The sequence below is a fragment of the Planococcus sp. TJ-302 genome (genome assembly GCF_058268455.1).
The window spans coordinates 1,820,399-1,837,874 of sequence record NZ_JBZDOI010000001.1; the positions used below are offsets into that span (position 1 = coordinate 1,820,399).

Sequence of the window (17,476 nt, forward strand, 5' to 3'; positions counted from 1 at the left end):
TTTTTGCCGCACAGTCCTGAAAAGTAGAAGTGCCTGTCCAGCTCTGACAGGCATAAGGTGAACCAGCGAAGTGGCGTTCTTCGCCACACAGCTGGGTTACCTTATGGCCCGAAGAGCTAGGCACTGAACTAGACAACAGGCTGGCTTATGACCCGAGAACCTGGCCGTTGGAGCTAGACAACAAGAAAAGTGCATGCGCCTTGCTAGGCCCGACAAGCGCTGGAGGGCTTGGCTTGAATGGCGCTTTTTGCTATTCTGGACAAGACCGAAGCGTCTCGAGGGCCTAGGCCCCGGAGCTGAACAATAAGAAAAACAGACACCGGCGTGAATTCACGCTGGCGCCTGTTTTTTCTTAACGCTTGATCTGCAGTACCATGAAATCACTGACTTCTTCTGCCCGTAAGCTATGCTTCTCACCAGGAGCCATATGGAGCATATTGTGTTGGGACACTTCAACTTCCCTGCCCTCTACCGTGAAAATCACTTTCCCTCTTTTGACGATGATGAGAACATCCGCATCCACTTCATGCTCCGCTACCGTCTGCCCGATCTGCAGCTGCATGTTCACCACATTGGTGTTGTTAAAACTCAGCACTTTTTCGATATGCTTATGGGTGTCGTTCAAATAATAAGGCGTTTCAATCAATTCCATGCCGGCACCTCCCTTTTCTTCACCTAATTCGACATAAAACCCCGGATTCCTTTGCTTACGGAATCCGGGGTTTTCACGATTTTCTTATTCGACCAATTGGATAAATTGTTTTGTGCGTTCGTGCTGAGGATTTTCAAAGAACGTTTTTGGATCTGCCGATTCAATGATTGTCCCCTGGTCGATCATAATCACACGGTCCGCTACTTCTTTTGCGAACTTCATCTCGTGCGTCACGACGACCATCGTCATTCCTTCTTCCGCAAGCTGTTTCATGACCTGCAGAACTTCTCCGACCAATTCAGGATCGAGAGCAGAAGTAGGTTCATCGAATAGCATGACCTTTGGTTTCATTGCAAGAGACCGCGCAATTGCCACCCGCTGCTTTTGGCCGCCAGAAAGTTTGCTGGGATAAACATCCGCCTTATCTTCAAGGCCGACCTTTTTCAGAAGCTCCATTCCCAGCTTTTTCGCTTCTTCTTTTTTCATTTTTTTCACCGTAATCGGCGCTTCAATGACATTTTCCAAAACGGTTTTATGCGGGAACAAGTTGAAGTGTTGGAAAACCATCCCGACTTCCGCTCTGATTTGAGGCAAATTCTCTTTTTTAGGATCGATTGTATGACCGTCAATTGTAATTTTCCCGCTATTGATCATTTCTAAAAAGTTAAAACACCTGAGAAGCGTACTTTTTCCGGATCCACTGACCCCGACCAGAACGACAACCTCTTGGGGCTTCACATGCAGATCAATGCCTTTTAGCACTTCAAGGTCGCCAAAGGATTTGTGTATATTTTCTCCGATTATCATGTTTAACCCTCCTTAGGCTTTGTCCACATCGAGTTTATTTTCGTATAAGCGCAATAGGTACGTAAAGATCATTACGAGTACCAAGTAATACAGCGCGACAACCAGGAACGACTCAAACGGCTGGAAAGATTGTGCTGCTTCACGGTTCGCAAGTGCGAAGATTTCCGATACCCCGATAATATAAACCAGCGACGAATCTTTCAATGTAATGATGAACTGGTTGCCAAGCGGTGGAATCGAACGGCGTAAGGCTTGTGGAAAGACGATGCGCTGCATGGTCTGTCTCCGATTCATGCCAAGCGACATACTCGCTTCACGCTGCCCAGGGTCGACGCCCTGAATGGCGCCGCGGAAAATTTCCGCAATATACGCACCGTTATGGACACCTAGAGCAATGGCGCCTGCCCAGAAATTATCCATTGTGTAAATTTCCACTATCCCGAAGTACAGGAACATGATTTGAACGATCAGCGGTGTTCCGCGGATGACCGTAATATAAATATTAGCAATTCCCCTCAGGATTTTCGATCCCGAAATTTTCATCAAGGCAAATACCAAACCGATTACCGTACCCAGAATGACACCGATTGCGGTCAATTGCAGCGTGACAACTGTCGCTTCCAGGAATCCCTGATAGGTCCGCATAAATACTTCATATACTGTTGCAAATAATTCTAACATTAACACCATTCCTCCCTAGGCCAAATGATTATTTGAGGATCTCGACTCCTTCAAGATCTACGTCAAGGAGGTTACGGCCAAACCATTTATCAGAGATTTCTTCATATGTGCCGTTTTCAATGATTGCAGCCAATGCTTCGTTCACTGCAGCCAGCAATTCTTCATCTTCTTTGTTTACTGCAACAGCTGCTTGCTCAATCCAAAGTGGATCACCGACTATTTCGACTTCAAGACCGGCTTTTTGTGCTTCAAAGCCTACTACGTCAGCCGTGATGACCGCATCCAAACGTCCTTCGATTGCTAAATCCTGCAATGCGACAACATCACTATTGTAATACTGAATATCTTCCGTGTATTTTTGTGCAGCTGTATCGTATGTGCTTTGTCCTACAACACCGATTTTCTTACCTTCCAGATCAGCTTCCGAAGTGATTTCAGTGTTGCCTTCGCGTACGAAGATTACACCACCTGAGTAATAATATGGATCAGAGAACGAAACTTGCTTTTCACGCTCTTCTGTAATCGCCATCGATCCGATAATCGCATCGAAACGGTTAGTTGTTAGACCCTGGATAATTGTTTCCCATGGTGTTGTGATTGGATTCGGCTCAAGGCCCATTTCCTCTGAAATTGCATTGCTGACATCAATATCAAACCCTGTCAAAGTCCCGCCTTCTGTAAAATTGAACGGTTTGTACAGACCGCTTGAAGCTGTTGTGAATTTGCCTTCCTCCACTAGATTCAAATCGCTGCCGCCTTCAGTGCTTGATCCTCCCGAACCGGCTGAGTCTTCTGAACCTCCGCAAGCTGCCATAAGCATCCCTGTTGATAGAATTACACCTAAAAATGATAATTTCTTTTTCATATTGTTCTCCCCTTTTCGTTGTTTATGATTGACCAAAGCGCCGAAGCGTTTCGGGACTTGCCAGTAAGTTGAGCGTCCTTTTTATAAAAATATGTCTTTCTCTTTGTATACCTCTTCTACTTTTATCAAATTCCCCTTCACTTTCGCATGCTCCTTTACGTAAACGAAGCGCATGATGGAAGTCAGCAAAGCGTGGACAGCTGTGTAGGAATCGATGTTCAAATTGGAATTCAACGCAACCGGCAGCAAAATATCCGCGTATTCGCCAGCAGGTGAATCACTAGCATCGGTCAGCACAATCACTTGTGCGCCCCGCTTTTTCGCTGTGCCGAGTGTTTCGATCAATGCTCGAGTATAGCGCGGAAACGCAAAGGCAATTAAAATGTCGCCTTCTTTGACCTTCGATAATTGGCTGTAATATCGCCCTTCGGAAGAAACGATCATTTCAGTTTGGCCGAGCGACATGTCCAGCCAGCCTGAAAACCAATGCGCCAGCCCGAAATCGAAAAAATTGCTGGTGACGTAAATGTGTTTTGCGGAACTGATCATATCGACTACTTGAAGCAGCTTTTCTTCATCAATGGATTGCTTGAGCTTTACGATGCTCAAAATATCCGCATCCAGCAAATTCTCCAAAAAAGATTGATCCACTTCCGGTTCCAGTATTTCCTGTTCCGCCTGTACCAGCCTTTCTTCCGCCAATTTCCGTTGAATCACCTGCTGAAATTCAGCATATCCTTTGTAACCAAGCTTCTGCGTCCAGCGAATCACCGTTGATTCACTGACGTTCACCCGTCTCCCTACTTCAAGAGCTGATGAAAATGCCAGGAAAATGGGTTCTTTAACAAATAAATCTCCCACTTTTTTTTGGCCAGAGCTGAAATCTTTATAAGATCCCGAAACTTTACGCAGTATTTCCTGCATGCCAACCGCCTCCAACACAAGAACTTACTCAAATACCTATAAAAAGTATACTACCTTGCAGGGAATCCTGCAATACTTTACTGAATATTCCCTGAAGCCATTTATTTATATTTATTCTATGTTTGATCCTTTTACTCAATTTAAGGTGTTTTTTATGCAGCTATTATGTATTTTTTAAATGCGCGGTGTATAGAGCGGCCTGCAAAGGGAGGCTTGCAGGAGGCGGAGTCGACAAATTCGGTTTAAAACAGAAGTTTTTTTGCAGGAAATACTTCGCTCAACTGCATCTTATTGAAAAATTCCCTTCCAACTTAAACTGTAAACCTGAATTTTTCATGTTTTTTGAATTAAAAGGATTTCCTTTCGGAGACACGAATTAGAAAGAGGAAGCAGTATGATAAAAACGCCAGGACATGAAATAAAACATAAGTATTGTATAATAATTGTATAATATTAGTATCGGAGTGGATGAATGTGAAGTGGCAAGATCGAATTTTCTGGCTGTTTATCGTATGGTACAGCATCGGCATAGTGCTGTTGAGTTTTGATTTATTGCCTTGGTGGCTGGAATGGGCGAATGCATTTTTCCTGATGCTTGCCGGAACACTTGGTTTTCTCTATTTTTATCACCTGTTCGGAAAAACAGCCGGCATTTCGTTGGGCATTTTCATCTTCCTGTTTACGTTTATCGTGGAGGGGGCTGGCGCAGGTACTGACTTCCTTTTCGGCTCTTACGATTACACAAAAAGCTTCGCGCCCAACCTGTTTGGAGTGCCTATTGCTATCGGCTTCGCCTGGCTGATGGTCATGGCGACCACCCACGTGCTTGCACGGTGGATAGTGCCTTCCGGGGGGATTTTATATGCCTTTGCCGGAGCTATAGGCGCCGTCATCATCGACTTGATTATCGACCCCGTAGCTTTCCTTTTGAAAGAATATTGGATTTGGCAAGACACGGGCATCTATTACGGTATCCCGTGGACCAATTTCACCGGATGGTTTACCGTCGCTTTCGTCCTTCACTTGCTCATTGACTGGCTGATGAAACGGCAGGGCCTCCAAACTCGCGCTTCCATTCTCGAAAAACGGATGGTCCTCTTATACATATTAATCACAGCTATGTTCGTGCTGCTTGGCGCCTTGGGCGGCTTGTGGCTTGCCGCATTGCTGACCACCACCCTTGCAGCCGGATTCACGGCATGGGCATGGAGAAGGAGGCCTGCATGATTCCCGCGAAAAAAATTTATTTATTCGATAAAGGATTTGAATTGTATTTGAATCCGCTTCTTCGCCGATTTTTTTCCGCCCTTCTTGGCCGCGGCATGCAAAAGCCGCCGGCAAATCCTGTCATCTTTATCGCCAACCACAGTTCCTGGTGGGACGGGCTCTTGTTCTTTTTCCTGAACCGCACTGTGTGGAAGCATAACATCCATATGATGATGGACGAAAAAGGGTTGGTTCAATACAGCTTTTTCCGTTTTCTCGGTGCATTTTCCATCAACCGCGCAAAACCGAAAGATATTCTCGCCTCGCTGCAATACGCAGAAAAGCTGCTGCAAAATGGAAAATCTGTTGTGCTGTTTCCGCAAGGCGACGAGTTCCATCAGGAAAAACGGCCGCTGGGCTTCAGTGCCGGAATCACCTATTTGATGGAACGCTGTCCGGACATCCCGGTCGTTCCGCTGAGCTTCTATTATTCATTCCGCCATGTCCAAAAGCCGGAAGTGTGGATACTGCAGGGTCCGGCGTTCCGCCTGAATGATCTTGCAGGAAACAGCCGTAAAAAGCAGACAGCGGAAATCGAACAGCTTTCAACGCAACAGCTTGATGAGTTGAAGAGATTTGTGGTGGCAGAAGACACTGCCGCATTTGAAGACTTATTGAAAAGGGGGAAATAGGTATGCTATTGTTCATCAGCGTACTTTCGGTTTTTTTGCTGTGGACCATTTTTAACAGCTTTTTCCTCCCTGCGCTGCCAGCCAAGGCAAACTTTTCTGCAGGACCGGCCATTTCTGTACTGATCCCGATGCGCAATGAAGAGCATAATGCTGCGACTTTGGTAGCTTGCCTGAAAGCTGCGGATTATCCGAATATGGAATTCATCATCTTAAACGATCAATCGACAGACCGGACCGGTGAGATTCTTTCCCAGCTGACTGCCGGCGACAGCCGTTTCACCCTTTTACAAGGTCGGGAACTGCCGACAGGCTGGGTTGGAAAAGTCCATGCCTGCCACCAATTGCAGCAGCACGCCCAAGGCGAATACCTGCTGTTCATTGATGCCGATATCCGCTTTGTCCCGGAGGCGTTCGGGCAAGCATTGTCGTTGATGCAGCAAAAAAATGCGAAGTTATTGTCCGGTTTTCCAGCGTTCGATGTGCCGCCTTTTTTAAGCAAGTTATTGGTGCCGATGCAACATTTCGTTGTGTTTTTCCATCTTCCGCTGGCAGTGGCCAACCGGACGAATATCCCGTCCACCACAGCAGCAAACGGCATGTGGATGATGTTCGAACGCAAAGCATACGACACAATCGGCGGCCATGCAGCAGTTTCGGACTCTCTCGTGGAAGATGTCCACATCGCCAGGCTGATGAAGGCATCAGGAAAGAAAATGCTGCTCGCCAACATTACTCGCTCTGTGCGCTGCCGCATGTACGACACAAACCATGACGTATGGGAGGGCTTTCTGAAAAACAGCTATGCAGGCATCGGCCGATCGCCTTTGATGGCTGCAGGGTTGAGCCTTTTCTATGGAGCATTTTACGTAGCTCCTCTGTTTTTACTCTTATATGGGTTGTTTTTTGCAAAGCCGCTTTATGCCGTCCCTTATGTCTTGACTGTACTGCAGCAGCTTTATGTGCTGCTCATGACCCGCCAGCATTGGCAGCTGGCGTTCTTAATGCCTGCGCAGGCGGCCGCAATGATTGCCGTACTGCTTCACTCAATGTGGAAAGCATGGCGCAAAAAACCGTATTCCTGGAAAGGCAGGCAGTATTCATGAAAAAAGTGATTATTATCGGTGGAGGACTTGGCGGACTTTCTTCAGCTGTCACTTTGGCACATGCCGGATTCCAAGTGCATTTATTCGAACAGAACGACCATCTCGGCGGCAAATTGATGCCGGTTTCTTTGGGCAGCTATACGTTTGACTTTGGACCGAATACAATCACGATGCCGCATGTATTCAAAGGAATCATTGAGCAGACCGGCGAGCGGGCAGAAGATTATTTCGAACTTCTGCCGCTCCGATCCCATACCCGCAACTATTTTCGGGATGGCTCCACAATTGAGTTTTCTTCAGACCCGGAAAAGATGGCTGCCGAAATTGCTCGTTCGTCGATAGGCGACGCTGCCAATTACCCGAAATTCCTGAAGGAAATTAGCCGCCTTTACAGATTATCCGAACGCTATTTCTTCCCCGCAACGTTCCAATCCTGGCGCGATTACCTTTCTCCTTCTCTCGGCAGCGCTTTGCTGCAGGCACGGCCGGCAGAAACCTTAGATCATTTTTTCAAGCGTTATTTCTCAAACCCGAACTTGCTGCAGGCTCTTGGCCGCTACGCAACTTATATCGGATCTTCACCTTATAAAGCGCCTGCCACTTTTGCGATGATTGCATATCTCGAACTGGTAGAAGGCGTCTATTATACGAAAGGCGGAAATGTCCGCATTGCGGAAGCTTTTGCGGCTGTTGCCAGAAAGAACGGGGCTGTGCTGCAGACCGGAACAAGCATAGAGCGGATACTGGTCAATAACGGCAGCGTCAGCGGTGTGGAGCTGGCAGGCGGAGAGAAAGTCGAGGCGGATCTGGTCATTTTAAATGGTGATCTCTTGAGTGCTTATCCCGAATTGGTGGATGAAAAGCTGCGCCCTTCTTTTCCCGATGCGAAAGCAGCAAGTTTCGAACCTTCTATCTCAGCATTCGTTATAACCGCAGGGCTGAGAGGACATGTGCCGGAACTCAAGCATCATAATGTATTTTTCTCCGGAGATTACCGACAGGAATTTGCCGATTTGTTTGATCACCAGCAATACAGCGACGAACCGACGGTCTATATTAGCAACTCCTCTTTCACCGATCCTACCGTATCTCCGGATGGCAGCAATTTGTTTATTTTAGTCAACGCACCTGCCCTGACAAAAGAAGGGCAGCTGCAGATCGATCCTGAGCAATACAAAGAACGAATTTATGATTTTCTGGAAAGCTACAGCGTGGAAATCCGCAGCCGCCTCGCTGTGGAAAAAGTGTTCACTCCTTCTTTTATAAAGGAGACGTTTGGCTCGTGGCGCGGCGCCTTGTATGGCCCTTCTTCACATCGCAAAGCGGATGCCTTCCTGCGGCCTGCAAATGCAAGCCCGGATATCTCCAATTTATATTTCATAAGCGGCAGCACGCATCCCGGCGGCGGCTCCCCGATTGTTACAATGGGTGGACAGAATTTGGCAAACCGCATCATCAAGCAGCACAAATAAAAGGCTTCAGCGCCGTTTCGCGCTGAAGCCTTTTGGTTTATAAGTAAGCTATGATGGCCTGTTTGGATTCATCTGATACGAAGTGTTTCTCTGTGAACACATTATAGCGCTTGTCGCGGATTGCCGACAAAATTTCACGGTATACAAGGCCCGCCCCTTTTACAGCGATGCGCGAGGACAGCGGGTATTCATGGATGGTTTCAAATGCCTGCTCATAAAAATGTTCAGCTTGCTTGGCAAGATCTTCCCAAACTTCGACAAACTCCCCGCTGACCTGCCCATTATGCAGATCGGCATCGGCAAGACTGTATTTATGCAAAACTTCATTCGGCAAATAAATTCGGCCAATTTTCAAATCTTCTCCGACATCCCGCAAAATATTGGTGAGCTGCATCGCGTAGCCCAGGGAAACCGCGCCTTCTTTCAGCACAGCCGTTTTGCCTGGCGCAAGAATCGGAAGCAGCATCAGCCCAACGCTGCTTGCCACATGGTAGCAATAGTCCAGCAGGTCTTCAACTGTTTCGTAGCGGCTGAAAGACAAGTCCATTGCTTGGCCTCTCAGCAAACAGGAAAATGCGTCTGCATCCATATCGAAGGTTTGGAACACATCGGCCAGCGCCACCCACATCGGATTTTCCGGGTTGTGCTGGCCTTTCAAGAATTGCTGAAACTCCTGTTCAAACTTTGCAAGTTCTTCAACGGGGTTATCCCCTTCATCAACAATATCATCAGCGAGACGGCAAAATGCATAAACTGCCCAAACCGCTTTCCGTTTTTCCTTTGGCAATAAAGAAAAGGTTTTGTAAAAACTCTTGGAATTGGCAGCAATGACTTTTTCACAATAATCGTAAGCTTGTCTTACTTCCATCGTGGACCGCTCCCTTCACTCGTGAACTCACTTTGGACTTGCTCGGCCATGAGTTTCGCTCCTTGCATGACAATCGGGATTCCACCGCCCGGATGCACGGACGCTCCCACTGCGAACAAGCCCTGGGTTTTATACGGCTTGACCTGCGGACGGAAAACCCCTGATTGGAACAGCGTCGGCCCAATGCCGAAGCTGCCGCCTTTGAACAAGCCGAACGCTTCAGCTTCTGTCGGCGTACGGATTTCCATCCACTCTATCGCCGCCTTTAACCCGGGAAAAGATAAATGCTCCGCGCGTTCTATGATTTGATCGATCCATTCTGCTTCCGAAGCCCAATCGACCGTTGAGCCGGCAGGAACAGGCACCAACATGTAAAGGACGCCTTTCCCTTCCGGAGCAAGTGAACGATCCACTTTGGAAGGATGGAAGGTATAGAACGCAGGGTCTTCAGGAAGTTTCTTATCGCTAAAGACATTTTTCATATGGTTTTCATAACTGTTCCCAATGAAAAACTGATGGACATTAACATCTTCATAGATTTTGTCGAGCCCGAAGTATAACAGTACGCAACCGGAAGAAGGAACAAATTCCTTCACTTTCTGGCCAGGCAGGACAGATGTAATCGAAGGAAAGTCTCCATTATAAATTACGCCGTCAAAAGCCTGAAATCCTTCTTTTGTTTCAATTCCTTTGACCACATCGTCCTCAACGACGATGTTTTCTACTGGGCAGCCGGTATGTATCTCAGCATTCGGGCGCTTCCGGAGTTCTTTTTCAAGAAGCGGGATCAAACTGCCGTAGCCGCCTTTCAAATAATGCACGCCATGTTCATGCTCGCTGAAAGGCACTAAAGAATACATTGCAGGCGCATTGAACGGGTCTCCCCCGATATACAGCGCCTGCAGTGTATATGCCAATTGAAGCCTCTCATCTTTAAAATAATTGGCCATTAATTTTTTCACAGATTGCTGCGGCTTCAGCTTCAGCAGCTTTTTCACATTCCCAGGAGTCCAGAAGTCGCTTTTTTTAACAAAGGAATGTTCCAAAAAGGCGGAGCTTCCAATTTCAAAGCGCTCTCTGCCTTCTGCCATAAATTTCAAGAAGCCTTCCTGTTCCCCGGGAAACACCCGCTCCACTTCCGCGGCTTGGCGTTCGATATCCGGATATTTGGTGTACACTTTGCCGTCGGGGTAACGGATTGTATAAAGCGGATCGCAGAGGAGCAGTTCATATTGGTCATCGCTGATTCCTGCTTCCCCCAGCAGTTTACGGAACATTTCCGGCAGCAGGACAATTGTCGGCCCTTCGTCGATCCGGAAGCCGTCGCGTTCCACGAACGTTAAACGGCCTCCCAATTTCTGCTCTTTTTCAAAGATGGTAACATCGAAGCCTTGACGGGTTAAGAAAAGTGCTCCCATCAAACCGCCGACGCCGCCTCCGATAATGGCAATTTTCATGAAAAGCCCTCCAATGCCGGCAAAGGCGATGTCGGAACAGGTGATTTTCCGTATTGCTCAAAAATGCCATTCGCTGTAATGCGGGCAGATTCCAGAATTGTCGGCAAGCCGCTTCCTGGATGTGTTCCGCCTCCTACCAGCCAGCAATTGTCCAGTTCTTCGAATTTATTATGGGGACGGAAAATCATCATCTGCGACAATTGATGTCCCAGATTGAACGTTGCACCTTTGTAAACGGAATACTCATGCTCCCAATCGAATGGCGTCAGCAGCTGCTCTTCTTCAATATGGTCGCGGAGCCCTTTAAAGCCTGTTTTTTCTTCGATGATATCCAATACCAGTTCGCGGAATGCCCCTTTTTCTTGCTCCCATCCGATATCGCTGAAATTATTCGGCACCGGTGCCAGGATATAAAGCGTCGACTTGCCTTCAGGCGCCAACGTTGGGTCGGTTACACTGGCGTTCTGGACGTAAATAGAGGGATCTGCCGAAAGCATGCGCGTATTCGTGATTTCCTCGACATTCTTTTTATAGTCTTTCGAAAAGATGATGGTGTGGTGGGAAAGGTCATATTTTTTATCCAGCCCAAGATACATCATAAACGTCGAACAAGAATATTTTTTCTTCTCCAATTTTTGCGGACTGTATTTCTTCAAAATGCCCGGTTCTACAAGGTGTGTCATGACGTGTGCGAAATCACCGTTGATGACGACTTCATCTGCCAATTCGACAGAGCCGTCCTCCAGTTCGACGCCTTTTACAGCACGGTTTTCAATGGTTAATTTTTTAACACCTTTTCCTAAATGAATAGTGCCGCCCAACTCTTCGATCACTTTTGCCATCGCCTGTGAAAGTTGATTGACTCCGCCAATCGGGTGGAATATGCCGTAAGCATGCTCCATATAGGAAAGGATGGAAAATGCACCCGGACATTCCCATGGCGACATCCCGAGGTATTTGGACTGAAATGCAAAAGCCATCTTCAAGCGCTCATCTTTAAAATAGCGGGACAGGACATCGTATAAAGTTTTATTGACCTCCAGTTGAGGCAGCGCTTTGATGACATTGGGCTGCATCATATGGATCAACTTGTCCATGCGCGATTGCAGCAACGGCGTCAGCGCCTCCAATTTTTTTGCGTTGTCTTTCATAAAACGGACATAGCCTTCGCCATCGCCTTTGAAATTTTCATCGATCTGTTTTCTCATCTTGTCATAATCGCGAGTCATAATCAGGTTTTGGTCTTCAAAGCGCAATTCGTACATTGGATCAAGTTCAATCGCTTCCATATAGTCCTTCAACTGCCGCCCGGATGCCTCAAAAAGCTCTTCAACAATGTGAATCATGCTTAAGAACGTCGGGCCCGTATCAAATTTAAAATCGCCTAGACGCAATTCTGCATTGCGCCCTCCTACTCTGTCTTGTTTCTCATAGACATCCACTTTATAGCCTTTGCTTGCCAGCAGCATCGCTGCCGCTAAGCCGCCTGGGCCTGCGCCTATTACTATCATCCGCTCTTTCATGGCTTAACCCCCATTTTAGACTAACTCCCTATAATAGTTAGACATTTATTATACAAACATTATATATTTTTAACATCCAAATGACTAGCGATATGATTAATCAAACGGTCTATAAGATATTTCTATTTTATCATTTTTCAGATTTTTTAGCCTTACTGCGAGGCAGGAAATCAACCGTAAAAACTGTGGCTTCGCTAAACTAAAAAATACCCGATATCTGGAGCATCGAGTATTCCAATTAAAAATTTCAAAAAATTAGGCTAGAGGGTTTATCTCCTTTTTCCAATTCCTTCTCGCACTTATTTCGATTAACTAAATTTTTACATATCGTAGTGTTAATATATCCACACATTTCATTCTTTAGTAGGTACTATTCTTCTTTTTTATATTATTTGTAAATTTTTTATAGTATTTTCCATTTCTCTCATTTATATTTTAAATGTTATGAAAATTATATCATTAGAGGAGGAATGAATTTGAAGAAGAACATCTTTGTGAGCACGACTTTAGCTGCAGTTCTTGGATTCAGCGCGCTGGCTACAGGCAATGTCTATGCAGCGCCAACTACCAAGGCAGCTGAAGCTTTATCCCATTTCAGCGAAGTTTCTGGAACGCCAGCGGATCTGGGCGTGGCCAATGACGAAAGATTGATTGAAATGCTTAAGAAAGAGGGACGCTTGGCAAAAGACGCCGGCCCTGAAGAAGCGGAGAAAGCTTTGCAGAAATTCTTGAAAACAAAAGCTGAAAGCAACAAAAAAGTCGAAGCACAAAATCCTCTCACAAAAAAACACGAGGATTCATTAAGAGATAAAGCAAAAGGTCAAGGCCTGACAAACGGAAAAGGCAATAAGCTTGGCCAAACCAAAAAAGCGAATGTATCGCCAGTAGAAAACGAAGCATTCGACGGTGAGGTCCGTAAAGACAAAGTGCTTGTTCTTGCCATCGACTTCCCGGATTACAAAACAGGCTCCATTACACCAGAAGAAAGTGATATGTTCTATGAAGACTATCCAACCTCCCATTTCGAAGATATGGTTTTTGGCGACAACGGTTATAAAGGCCCGAACGGCGAAACTTTCGTATCCATGAAACAATATTACGAGCAGCAGTCAGGCGGCAGCTATACATTCGACGGCCAAATCGCTGGCTGGTATACAGCTGACAACCCGGCCGCTTATTACGGCGGCAACTACCCTGGTCCAGACGATAGCGACCGAAGAGCAAGATCGCTTGTAATGGAAGCGCTAACAAAAGCGGGTCAAGACCCATCGATCAACCTTTCTGAATACGATGCTTGGGATCGCGATGATTATGACGGCGATGGCGTCTACAACGAACCAGACGGCATTATTGACCACTTGATGGTTGTCCATGCCGGTGTCGGCGAAGAAGCTGGCGGCGGAAAACTGGCCGGAGACGCAATCTGGTCCCATCGTTCAAGCCTTGGGTTAGTAGCGGTGCCAGGCGGCAAATCTAACAGCGACCGTTTTGGTGGATTATTAGGGGCTTCTGATTACACAATCGAACCGGAAGACGGCGCTGGCGGCGTGTTTGCACACGAGTATGGCCACGATCTCGGATTGCCGGATGAATACGATACGCAATACTCTGGTACTGGCGAAGCAGTAGCATACTGGTCCATCATGTCAGCCGGCAGTTGGGCAGGAAAAGTGCCAGGAACTGAGCCGACCGCTTTCAGTCCCTACGCTAAAGAAATGCTTCAAGCAGGCCATGGCGGCAACTGGCTGACAGGGACCACATTGAACGAAAAAGACATTACTTCAGCAGGAACAACTGTGCTGATCGATGAAAACGTCACGAAAGGCAAAAACAACGATACAGTGCGCGTCGACTTGCCGGAAAAAGCGACGGATGTGAACACGCCATTCAGCGGTACGAAAGAATACTTCAGCGGCAAAGGCGATGAATTGGATAACTCGATGTCAGTGAAAGTTGATTTGACAACCGTTACTTCAGCCGCTTTGAATTTCAAAGCTTGGTATGACATTGAAACAGACTGGGATTATGCTTCTGTCAAAGTGAACGGCAAAGCAATCAAAGGAAATATCACAACAGATACAGATCCGCATGAGCAGAATCCAGGACACGGCATCACAGGCGCTTCAAATGGCTGGATCGATGCAAGCTTTGACTTGTCGGCTTATGCAGGCGAAAAAGTTACAGTTGAACTAAACTACTGGACAGATGTAGCAGCGATCAACCCTGGCTTCTACGCGGATGACCTGGTCATCACGGCAGACGGCCAGACAATTGTATCTGACGATGCAGAAGGCACTCCTGCTTTCACACTTGCAGGTTTCACACAGGACGAAGGGAAAGTTTACTCAGAAAGATACTACTTGCTTGACTGGCGCTCACATAACGGCATCGATGAAGGCTTAGCCAACATCCGCCGCGGAGCTAGCTTGATGAGCTACGATAAAGGGCTTGTTGTCTGGTATGTGGATACGTTCTACACGGACAACTGGACTGGATTGCATCCGGGTGAAGGTTTCCTTGGCGTAGTTGACGCTGACCAGCAAACGAATTACTGGAGCGACGGCTTTGTTGGATCGTCACGCTACCAGTTGAATGATGCAGCCTTCAGCTTAAACAAATCTTCTAAAATGTACCTTGATTACAGAGCGATCAATGGCTTGACTTTGACTGACAACTTTACAAAACGCACACCACTGTTTGATGACAGCGCTGACTACAGCAACCCGGGTATGGATGACGCAGGGCGCAATGTCCCAAGCGCCGGCTTGAAGTTCCGTGTTACTGGCGAAAGCCCTGACGGATCAGTCGGGAAAGTACACATCTACAAATAAGAAAAAATGCCCCGGCGCATTGGATGCGCCGAGGCACTTTCTTCGGTTTTTAATCACATGAAAAAGAAAAGCAGCCCTTGAACCCATTTTTTCCGGGTTCAAGGGCTGCTTTCACTTCTATTCTGATTTATCCCATCTTATTTAAGGATTTTGATTTTGACGTTTTTGCGTCCCCATTTTAGAGCCGCGCTCTTAGTTGGAATGAAGACGTCAATTTTGTTGCCTTTGATGGCGCTTCCGATGTCGCCTGCAACTGCATAACCGTAGCCATCAACATAAACTTTCGTTCCTAGTTTGATGATTCTCGGATCTACAGCGATTACTTTTAATCCTGGATTCTTCTTCAAGTTAATGCCGGTCTTCGTAATTCCTGAACAGCCTGCACATGACGCCGTGTATGCTGTAGCGGAAACCGTGAATTCTTTTACAACGTTAGATGAAGTTGAACGTGAAGGCGTTTTTGCTTTCGCAGCAGTTTTCACTGCAGTGCCTTTCACTTTTAATTTCTGTTTCGGATGGATGGTATTCGATTTAAGCTTGTTCCATGTTTTTAGGTTGCTGACTGATACTTTATGCGTTTTAGAAATCTTATATAAAGTGTCCCCACTTTTAACCGTGTATGTATTTGATGCTGCTGAACTTTCTAGAGACGTTCCAAGAAATAAAACTAATGCGAAACTTAAGACGATGAGTAGTTTTTTCAATTTATTCGCTCCTTTTTTGTTTTTGCAGTACAAATAAAATAACATGTAAACATTACAGTTCTGTAACAGTTAGACGTATATACCATTACATTTCGACTATATTTCATGACATTTATGATTAATAAGTTACAGCTAGAAACAGTTTTGCCCAGAAAAACGGGATTTTGACACAAAAAAAAGAATTGCCGACAAATTGCCGGCAACTCTGGAAAGCCCATATTGGGCATTCTTTCCTTATTTATTCGCTTTATGGACTTTCAAAGTTTTACCTTTGATCGTCTTATCTTTCATCGCTTTCAATACCATCGGCCCTTTGCCGTTGAGAATATCGATATACGTCACGGTATCCTGGATTTTGATGATGCCGATATCTTCAGCCGTTACACTTGGGATGCTCGTCAGCGTGCCGACAAAGTCGAATGCGCGCAATTTCTTTTTCTTGCCGCCATTGAAATACAATTTCATGATGTCTTTATTGACTTCCTCATTCTTGTTCTTTTTCAGCTTTGGCTGCGTTTCGAGCTTCTCCGTGAAGGCTGGCTCTGCGGCATGGACTTCGCTTGATGAAGGCGCCATGCGCTCTTCGATTTCAAATCCGATATACGCTTCGATCTCCGTCAGGAATTTGCCTTCGTGCGGTGTCACGAACGTAATAGCTTTCCCTGTCTTGCCTGCACGCCCTGTACGACCGGCGCGGTGTACATAACTTTCCTTCTCTAAAGGAATGTCGTAGTTGATGACATGCGTGATGCTGTCAATATCGATGCCGCGCGCAGCTACATCCGTAGCAACAAGATAACGGAACTCGCCACGTTTGAATTCGCTCATCACTGCAAAACGGTCTTCCTGCAGCATCCCGCCATGCAATTTCTCACATGTGTAATGATGCTTTTCAAGCTGCTCCATAACGAAGTCGACATTATCTTTCGTACGGCAGAAAATAATGCAGCTATCCGGATTTTCAACAATCGTCAAATCGCGCAGCACAGCAAACTTTCTCTTTTCCTCCACACGGATCAAGGAATGGGCGATGCGGTCTGTTATGGTGTCCGTCGATTCGATTTCGATGTGTTCAGGATCCGTCATGTATTTGCGCTGAAGCTTTTCGACGTTTTCAGGCAATGTTGCCGAGAACAACATTGTTGTGCGCTGTTCCGGAAGCTTCGTGATGATCGTCTCTACTTGTTCAATAAAGCCCATGTTCAACATTTCATCCGCTTCATCAAGAACCAGGTAAGCGACTTTGCTCAAGTCGATCGTTCCGCGCTCAATATGATCCAGAACTCGTCCAGGCGTCCCTACGACAACGTGGCATTTCTGTTTCAATTCAGCCTGTTGGAAAGCGAAAGGCTGTTTGCCGTATACCGCTGCCGCTTTGATGCGTTTGAAGCGGCCGATATTCGTAATGTCCTCTTTCACTTGGTCAGCCAGTTCACGCGTCGGCGTCAGGATCAACGCTTGCGGCTTATTTTCATCCCAGTCGATCAATTCACAGATCGGAATTCCAAAAGAAGCGGTTTTCCCGCTCCCCGTCTGGGATTTCACGGTTAGATCCGTCTTTGCCAAAGCCACGGGAATAACCTTTTCTTGCACCTCTGTCGGTTTTTTATAGCCCAGCCCATCCAATGCTTTTAAGATTGGTTCGCTGATTGTAAAATCAGTAAATTGTTTTTCAGTCATATTTATTGCTC

15 protein-coding genes are annotated in these 17,476 nt (G+C 46.4%); 5 read left to right on the plus strand and 10 right to left on the minus strand.

Translation table 11 applies throughout. The annotated features are described in order from the left end of the window. Window positions 1-352 precede the first annotated feature (352 nt). The 5 genes from AC4EHB_RS08920 to AC4EHB_RS08940 form a co-directional block, all read right to left on the minus strand. Window positions 353-652 (minus strand): AraC family ligand binding domain-containing protein, encoded by a 300-nt coding sequence (locus AC4EHB_RS08920; RefSeq protein WP_490975215.1) that lies wholly within the window; start codon window positions 650-652, stop codon window positions 353-355. Window positions 653-736: 84 nt separating this feature from the next. Beyond that, window positions 737-1,459, minus strand: a complete 723-nt coding sequence (locus AC4EHB_RS08925) for an amino acid ABC transporter ATP-binding protein (protein ID WP_490975216.1) — start codon at window positions 1,457-1,459, stop codon at window positions 737-739. Window positions 1,460-1,471: 12 nt separating this feature from the next. Beyond that, window positions 1,472-2,140, minus strand: a complete 669-nt coding sequence (locus AC4EHB_RS08930) for an amino acid ABC transporter permease (protein WP_490975217.1) — start codon at window positions 2,138-2,140, stop codon at window positions 1,472-1,474. 28 nt (window positions 2,141-2,168) lie between these two features. Further along, window positions 2,169-3,005 (minus strand): ABC transporter substrate-binding protein, encoded by an 837-nt coding sequence (locus AC4EHB_RS08935; protein ID WP_490981224.1) that lies wholly within the window; start codon window positions 3,003-3,005, stop codon window positions 2,169-2,171. Between the two features lie 81 nt (window positions 3,006-3,086). Further along, complete coding sequence (locus AC4EHB_RS08940) at window positions 3,087-3,929, minus strand: MurR/RpiR family transcriptional regulator (RefSeq protein ID WP_490975219.1); 843 nt, start codon at window positions 3,927-3,929, stop codon at window positions 3,087-3,089. Between the two features lie 468 nt (window positions 3,930-4,397). Between AC4EHB_RS08940 and AC4EHB_RS08945 the strand changes: the two genes are divergently transcribed. From AC4EHB_RS08945 to AC4EHB_RS08960, 4 genes are read left to right on the plus strand one after another with little or no spacing between them, the layout of a single operon-like run. Further along, window positions 4,398-5,156, plus strand: coding sequence for a carotenoid biosynthesis protein (locus AC4EHB_RS08945; protein WP_490975220.1), 759 nt, complete (start codon window positions 4,398-4,400; stop codon window positions 5,154-5,156). Continuing rightward, window positions 5,153-5,827 (plus strand): lysophospholipid acyltransferase family protein, encoded by a 675-nt coding sequence (locus AC4EHB_RS08950; protein WP_490975221.1) that lies wholly within the window; start codon window positions 5,153-5,155, stop codon window positions 5,825-5,827. The genes AC4EHB_RS08945 and AC4EHB_RS08950 overlap by 4 nt, the downstream gene beginning before the upstream one ends. Window positions 5,828-5,829: 2 nt before the next feature. Further along, the gene (locus tag AC4EHB_RS08955; RefSeq protein WP_490981225.1) at window positions 5,830-6,930 is read left to right on the plus strand and encodes a glycosyltransferase family 2 protein; all 1,101 of its coding nucleotides are present in this window, start codon (window positions 5,830-5,832) and stop codon (window positions 6,928-6,930) included. Then, window positions 6,927-8,402 carry a phytoene desaturase family protein gene (locus AC4EHB_RS08960; RefSeq protein WP_490981226.1) on the plus strand — a complete coding sequence of 492 codons (1,476 nt, stop codon included), beginning with the start codon at window positions 6,927-6,929 and terminating at the stop codon, window positions 8,400-8,402. The genes AC4EHB_RS08955 and AC4EHB_RS08960 overlap by 4 nt, the downstream gene beginning before the upstream one ends. 37 nt (window positions 8,403-8,439) lie before the next feature. Here AC4EHB_RS08960 and AC4EHB_RS08965 read toward each other — a convergent pair whose 3' ends face one another. Genes AC4EHB_RS08965 through AC4EHB_RS08975 form a run of 3 tightly spaced genes read right to left on the minus strand, consistent with a single transcriptional unit; the run spans window position 8,440 to window position 12,250 of the window. Further along, window positions 8,440-9,270 (minus strand): phytoene/squalene synthase family protein, encoded by an 831-nt coding sequence (locus AC4EHB_RS08965; protein ID WP_490975224.1) that lies wholly within the window; start codon window positions 9,268-9,270, stop codon window positions 8,440-8,442. Beyond that, entirely contained in the window at window positions 9,261-10,727 is a 1,467-nt protein-coding gene (locus tag AC4EHB_RS08970; RefSeq protein ID WP_490981227.1) for a phytoene desaturase family protein, read from the minus strand. Before AC4EHB_RS08970 ends, AC4EHB_RS08965 begins: the two co-directional genes overlap by 10 nt. Next, window positions 10,724-12,250 (minus strand): phytoene desaturase family protein, encoded by a 1,527-nt coding sequence (locus tag AC4EHB_RS08975; protein ID WP_490981228.1) that lies wholly within the window; start codon window positions 12,248-12,250, stop codon window positions 10,724-10,726. The genes AC4EHB_RS08970 and AC4EHB_RS08975 overlap by 4 nt, the downstream gene beginning before the upstream one ends. 470 nt (window positions 12,251-12,720) lie before the next feature. Between AC4EHB_RS08975 and AC4EHB_RS08980 the strand changes: the two genes are divergently transcribed. Further along, window positions 12,721-15,081: an immune inhibitor A domain-containing protein gene (locus tag AC4EHB_RS08980; RefSeq protein ID WP_490981229.1), complete on the plus strand. Its 2,361-nt coding sequence runs from the start codon at window positions 12,721-12,723 to the stop codon at window positions 15,079-15,081. 137 nt (window positions 15,082-15,218) lie between these two features. Here AC4EHB_RS08980 and AC4EHB_RS08985 read toward each other — a convergent pair whose 3' ends face one another. Beyond that, window positions 15,219-15,785 (minus strand): 3D domain-containing protein, encoded by a 567-nt coding sequence (locus tag AC4EHB_RS08985; protein ID WP_490975228.1) that lies wholly within the window; start codon window positions 15,783-15,785, stop codon window positions 15,219-15,221. Window positions 15,786-16,019: 234 nt separating this feature from the next. Further along, window positions 16,020-17,465 (minus strand): DEAD/DEAH box helicase, encoded by a 1,446-nt coding sequence (locus AC4EHB_RS08990; RefSeq protein ID WP_490981230.1) that lies wholly within the window; start codon window positions 17,463-17,465, stop codon window positions 16,020-16,022. Window positions 17,466-17,476 lie beyond the last annotated feature (11 nt).

Bases quoted from the DNA above. Each gene is read 5' to 3' on its own strand.
- AC4EHB_RS08980 (WP_490981229.1), top strand. From the start codon at position 12,721: ATGAATTTGAAGAAGAACATCTTTGTGAGCACGACTTTAGCTGCAGTT.
- AC4EHB_RS08935 (WP_490981224.1), bottom strand. From the start codon at position 3,005: ATGAAAAAGAAATTATCATTTTTAGGTGTAATTCTATCAACAGGGATG.
- AC4EHB_RS08990 (WP_490981230.1), bottom strand. From the start codon at position 17,465: ATGACTGAAAAACAATTTACTGATTTTACAATCAGCGAACCAATCTTA.
- AC4EHB_RS08940 (WP_490975219.1), bottom strand. From the start codon at position 3,929: ATGCAGGAAATACTGCGTAAAGTTTCGGGATCTTATAAAGATTTCAGC.
- AC4EHB_RS08925 (WP_490975216.1), bottom strand. From the start codon at position 1,459: ATGATAATCGGAGAAAATATACACAAATCCTTTGGCGACCTTGAAGTG.
- AC4EHB_RS08955 (WP_490981225.1), top strand. From the start codon at position 5,830: ATGCTATTGTTCATCAGCGTACTTTCGGTTTTTTTGCTGTGGACCATT.
- AC4EHB_RS08975 (WP_490981228.1), bottom strand. From the start codon at position 12,250: ATGAAAGAGCGGATGATAGTAATAGGCGCAGGCCCAGGCGGCTTAGCG.
- AC4EHB_RS08950 (WP_490975221.1), top strand. From the start codon at position 5,153: ATGATTCCCGCGAAAAAAATTTATTTATTCGATAAAGGATTTGAATTG.
- AC4EHB_RS08960 (WP_490981226.1), top strand. From the start codon at position 6,927: ATGAAAAAAGTGATTATTATCGGTGGAGGACTTGGCGGACTTTCTTCA.
- AC4EHB_RS08965 (WP_490975224.1), bottom strand. From the start codon at position 9,270: ATGGAAGTAAGACAAGCTTACGATTATTGTGAAAAAGTCATTGCTGCC.
- AC4EHB_RS08945 (WP_490975220.1), top strand. From the start codon at position 4,398: ATGAATGTGAAGTGGCAAGATCGAATTTTCTGGCTGTTTATCGTATGG.
- AC4EHB_RS08930 (WP_490975217.1), bottom strand. From the start codon at position 2,140: ATGTTAGAATTATTTGCAACAGTATATGAAGTATTTATGCGGACCTAT.
- AC4EHB_RS08920 (WP_490975215.1), bottom strand. From the start codon at position 652: ATGGAATTGATTGAAACGCCTTATTATTTGAACGACACCCATAAGCAT.
- AC4EHB_RS08970 (WP_490981227.1), bottom strand. From the start codon at position 10,727: ATGAAAATTGCCATTATCGGAGGCGGCGTCGGCGGTTTGATGGGAGCA.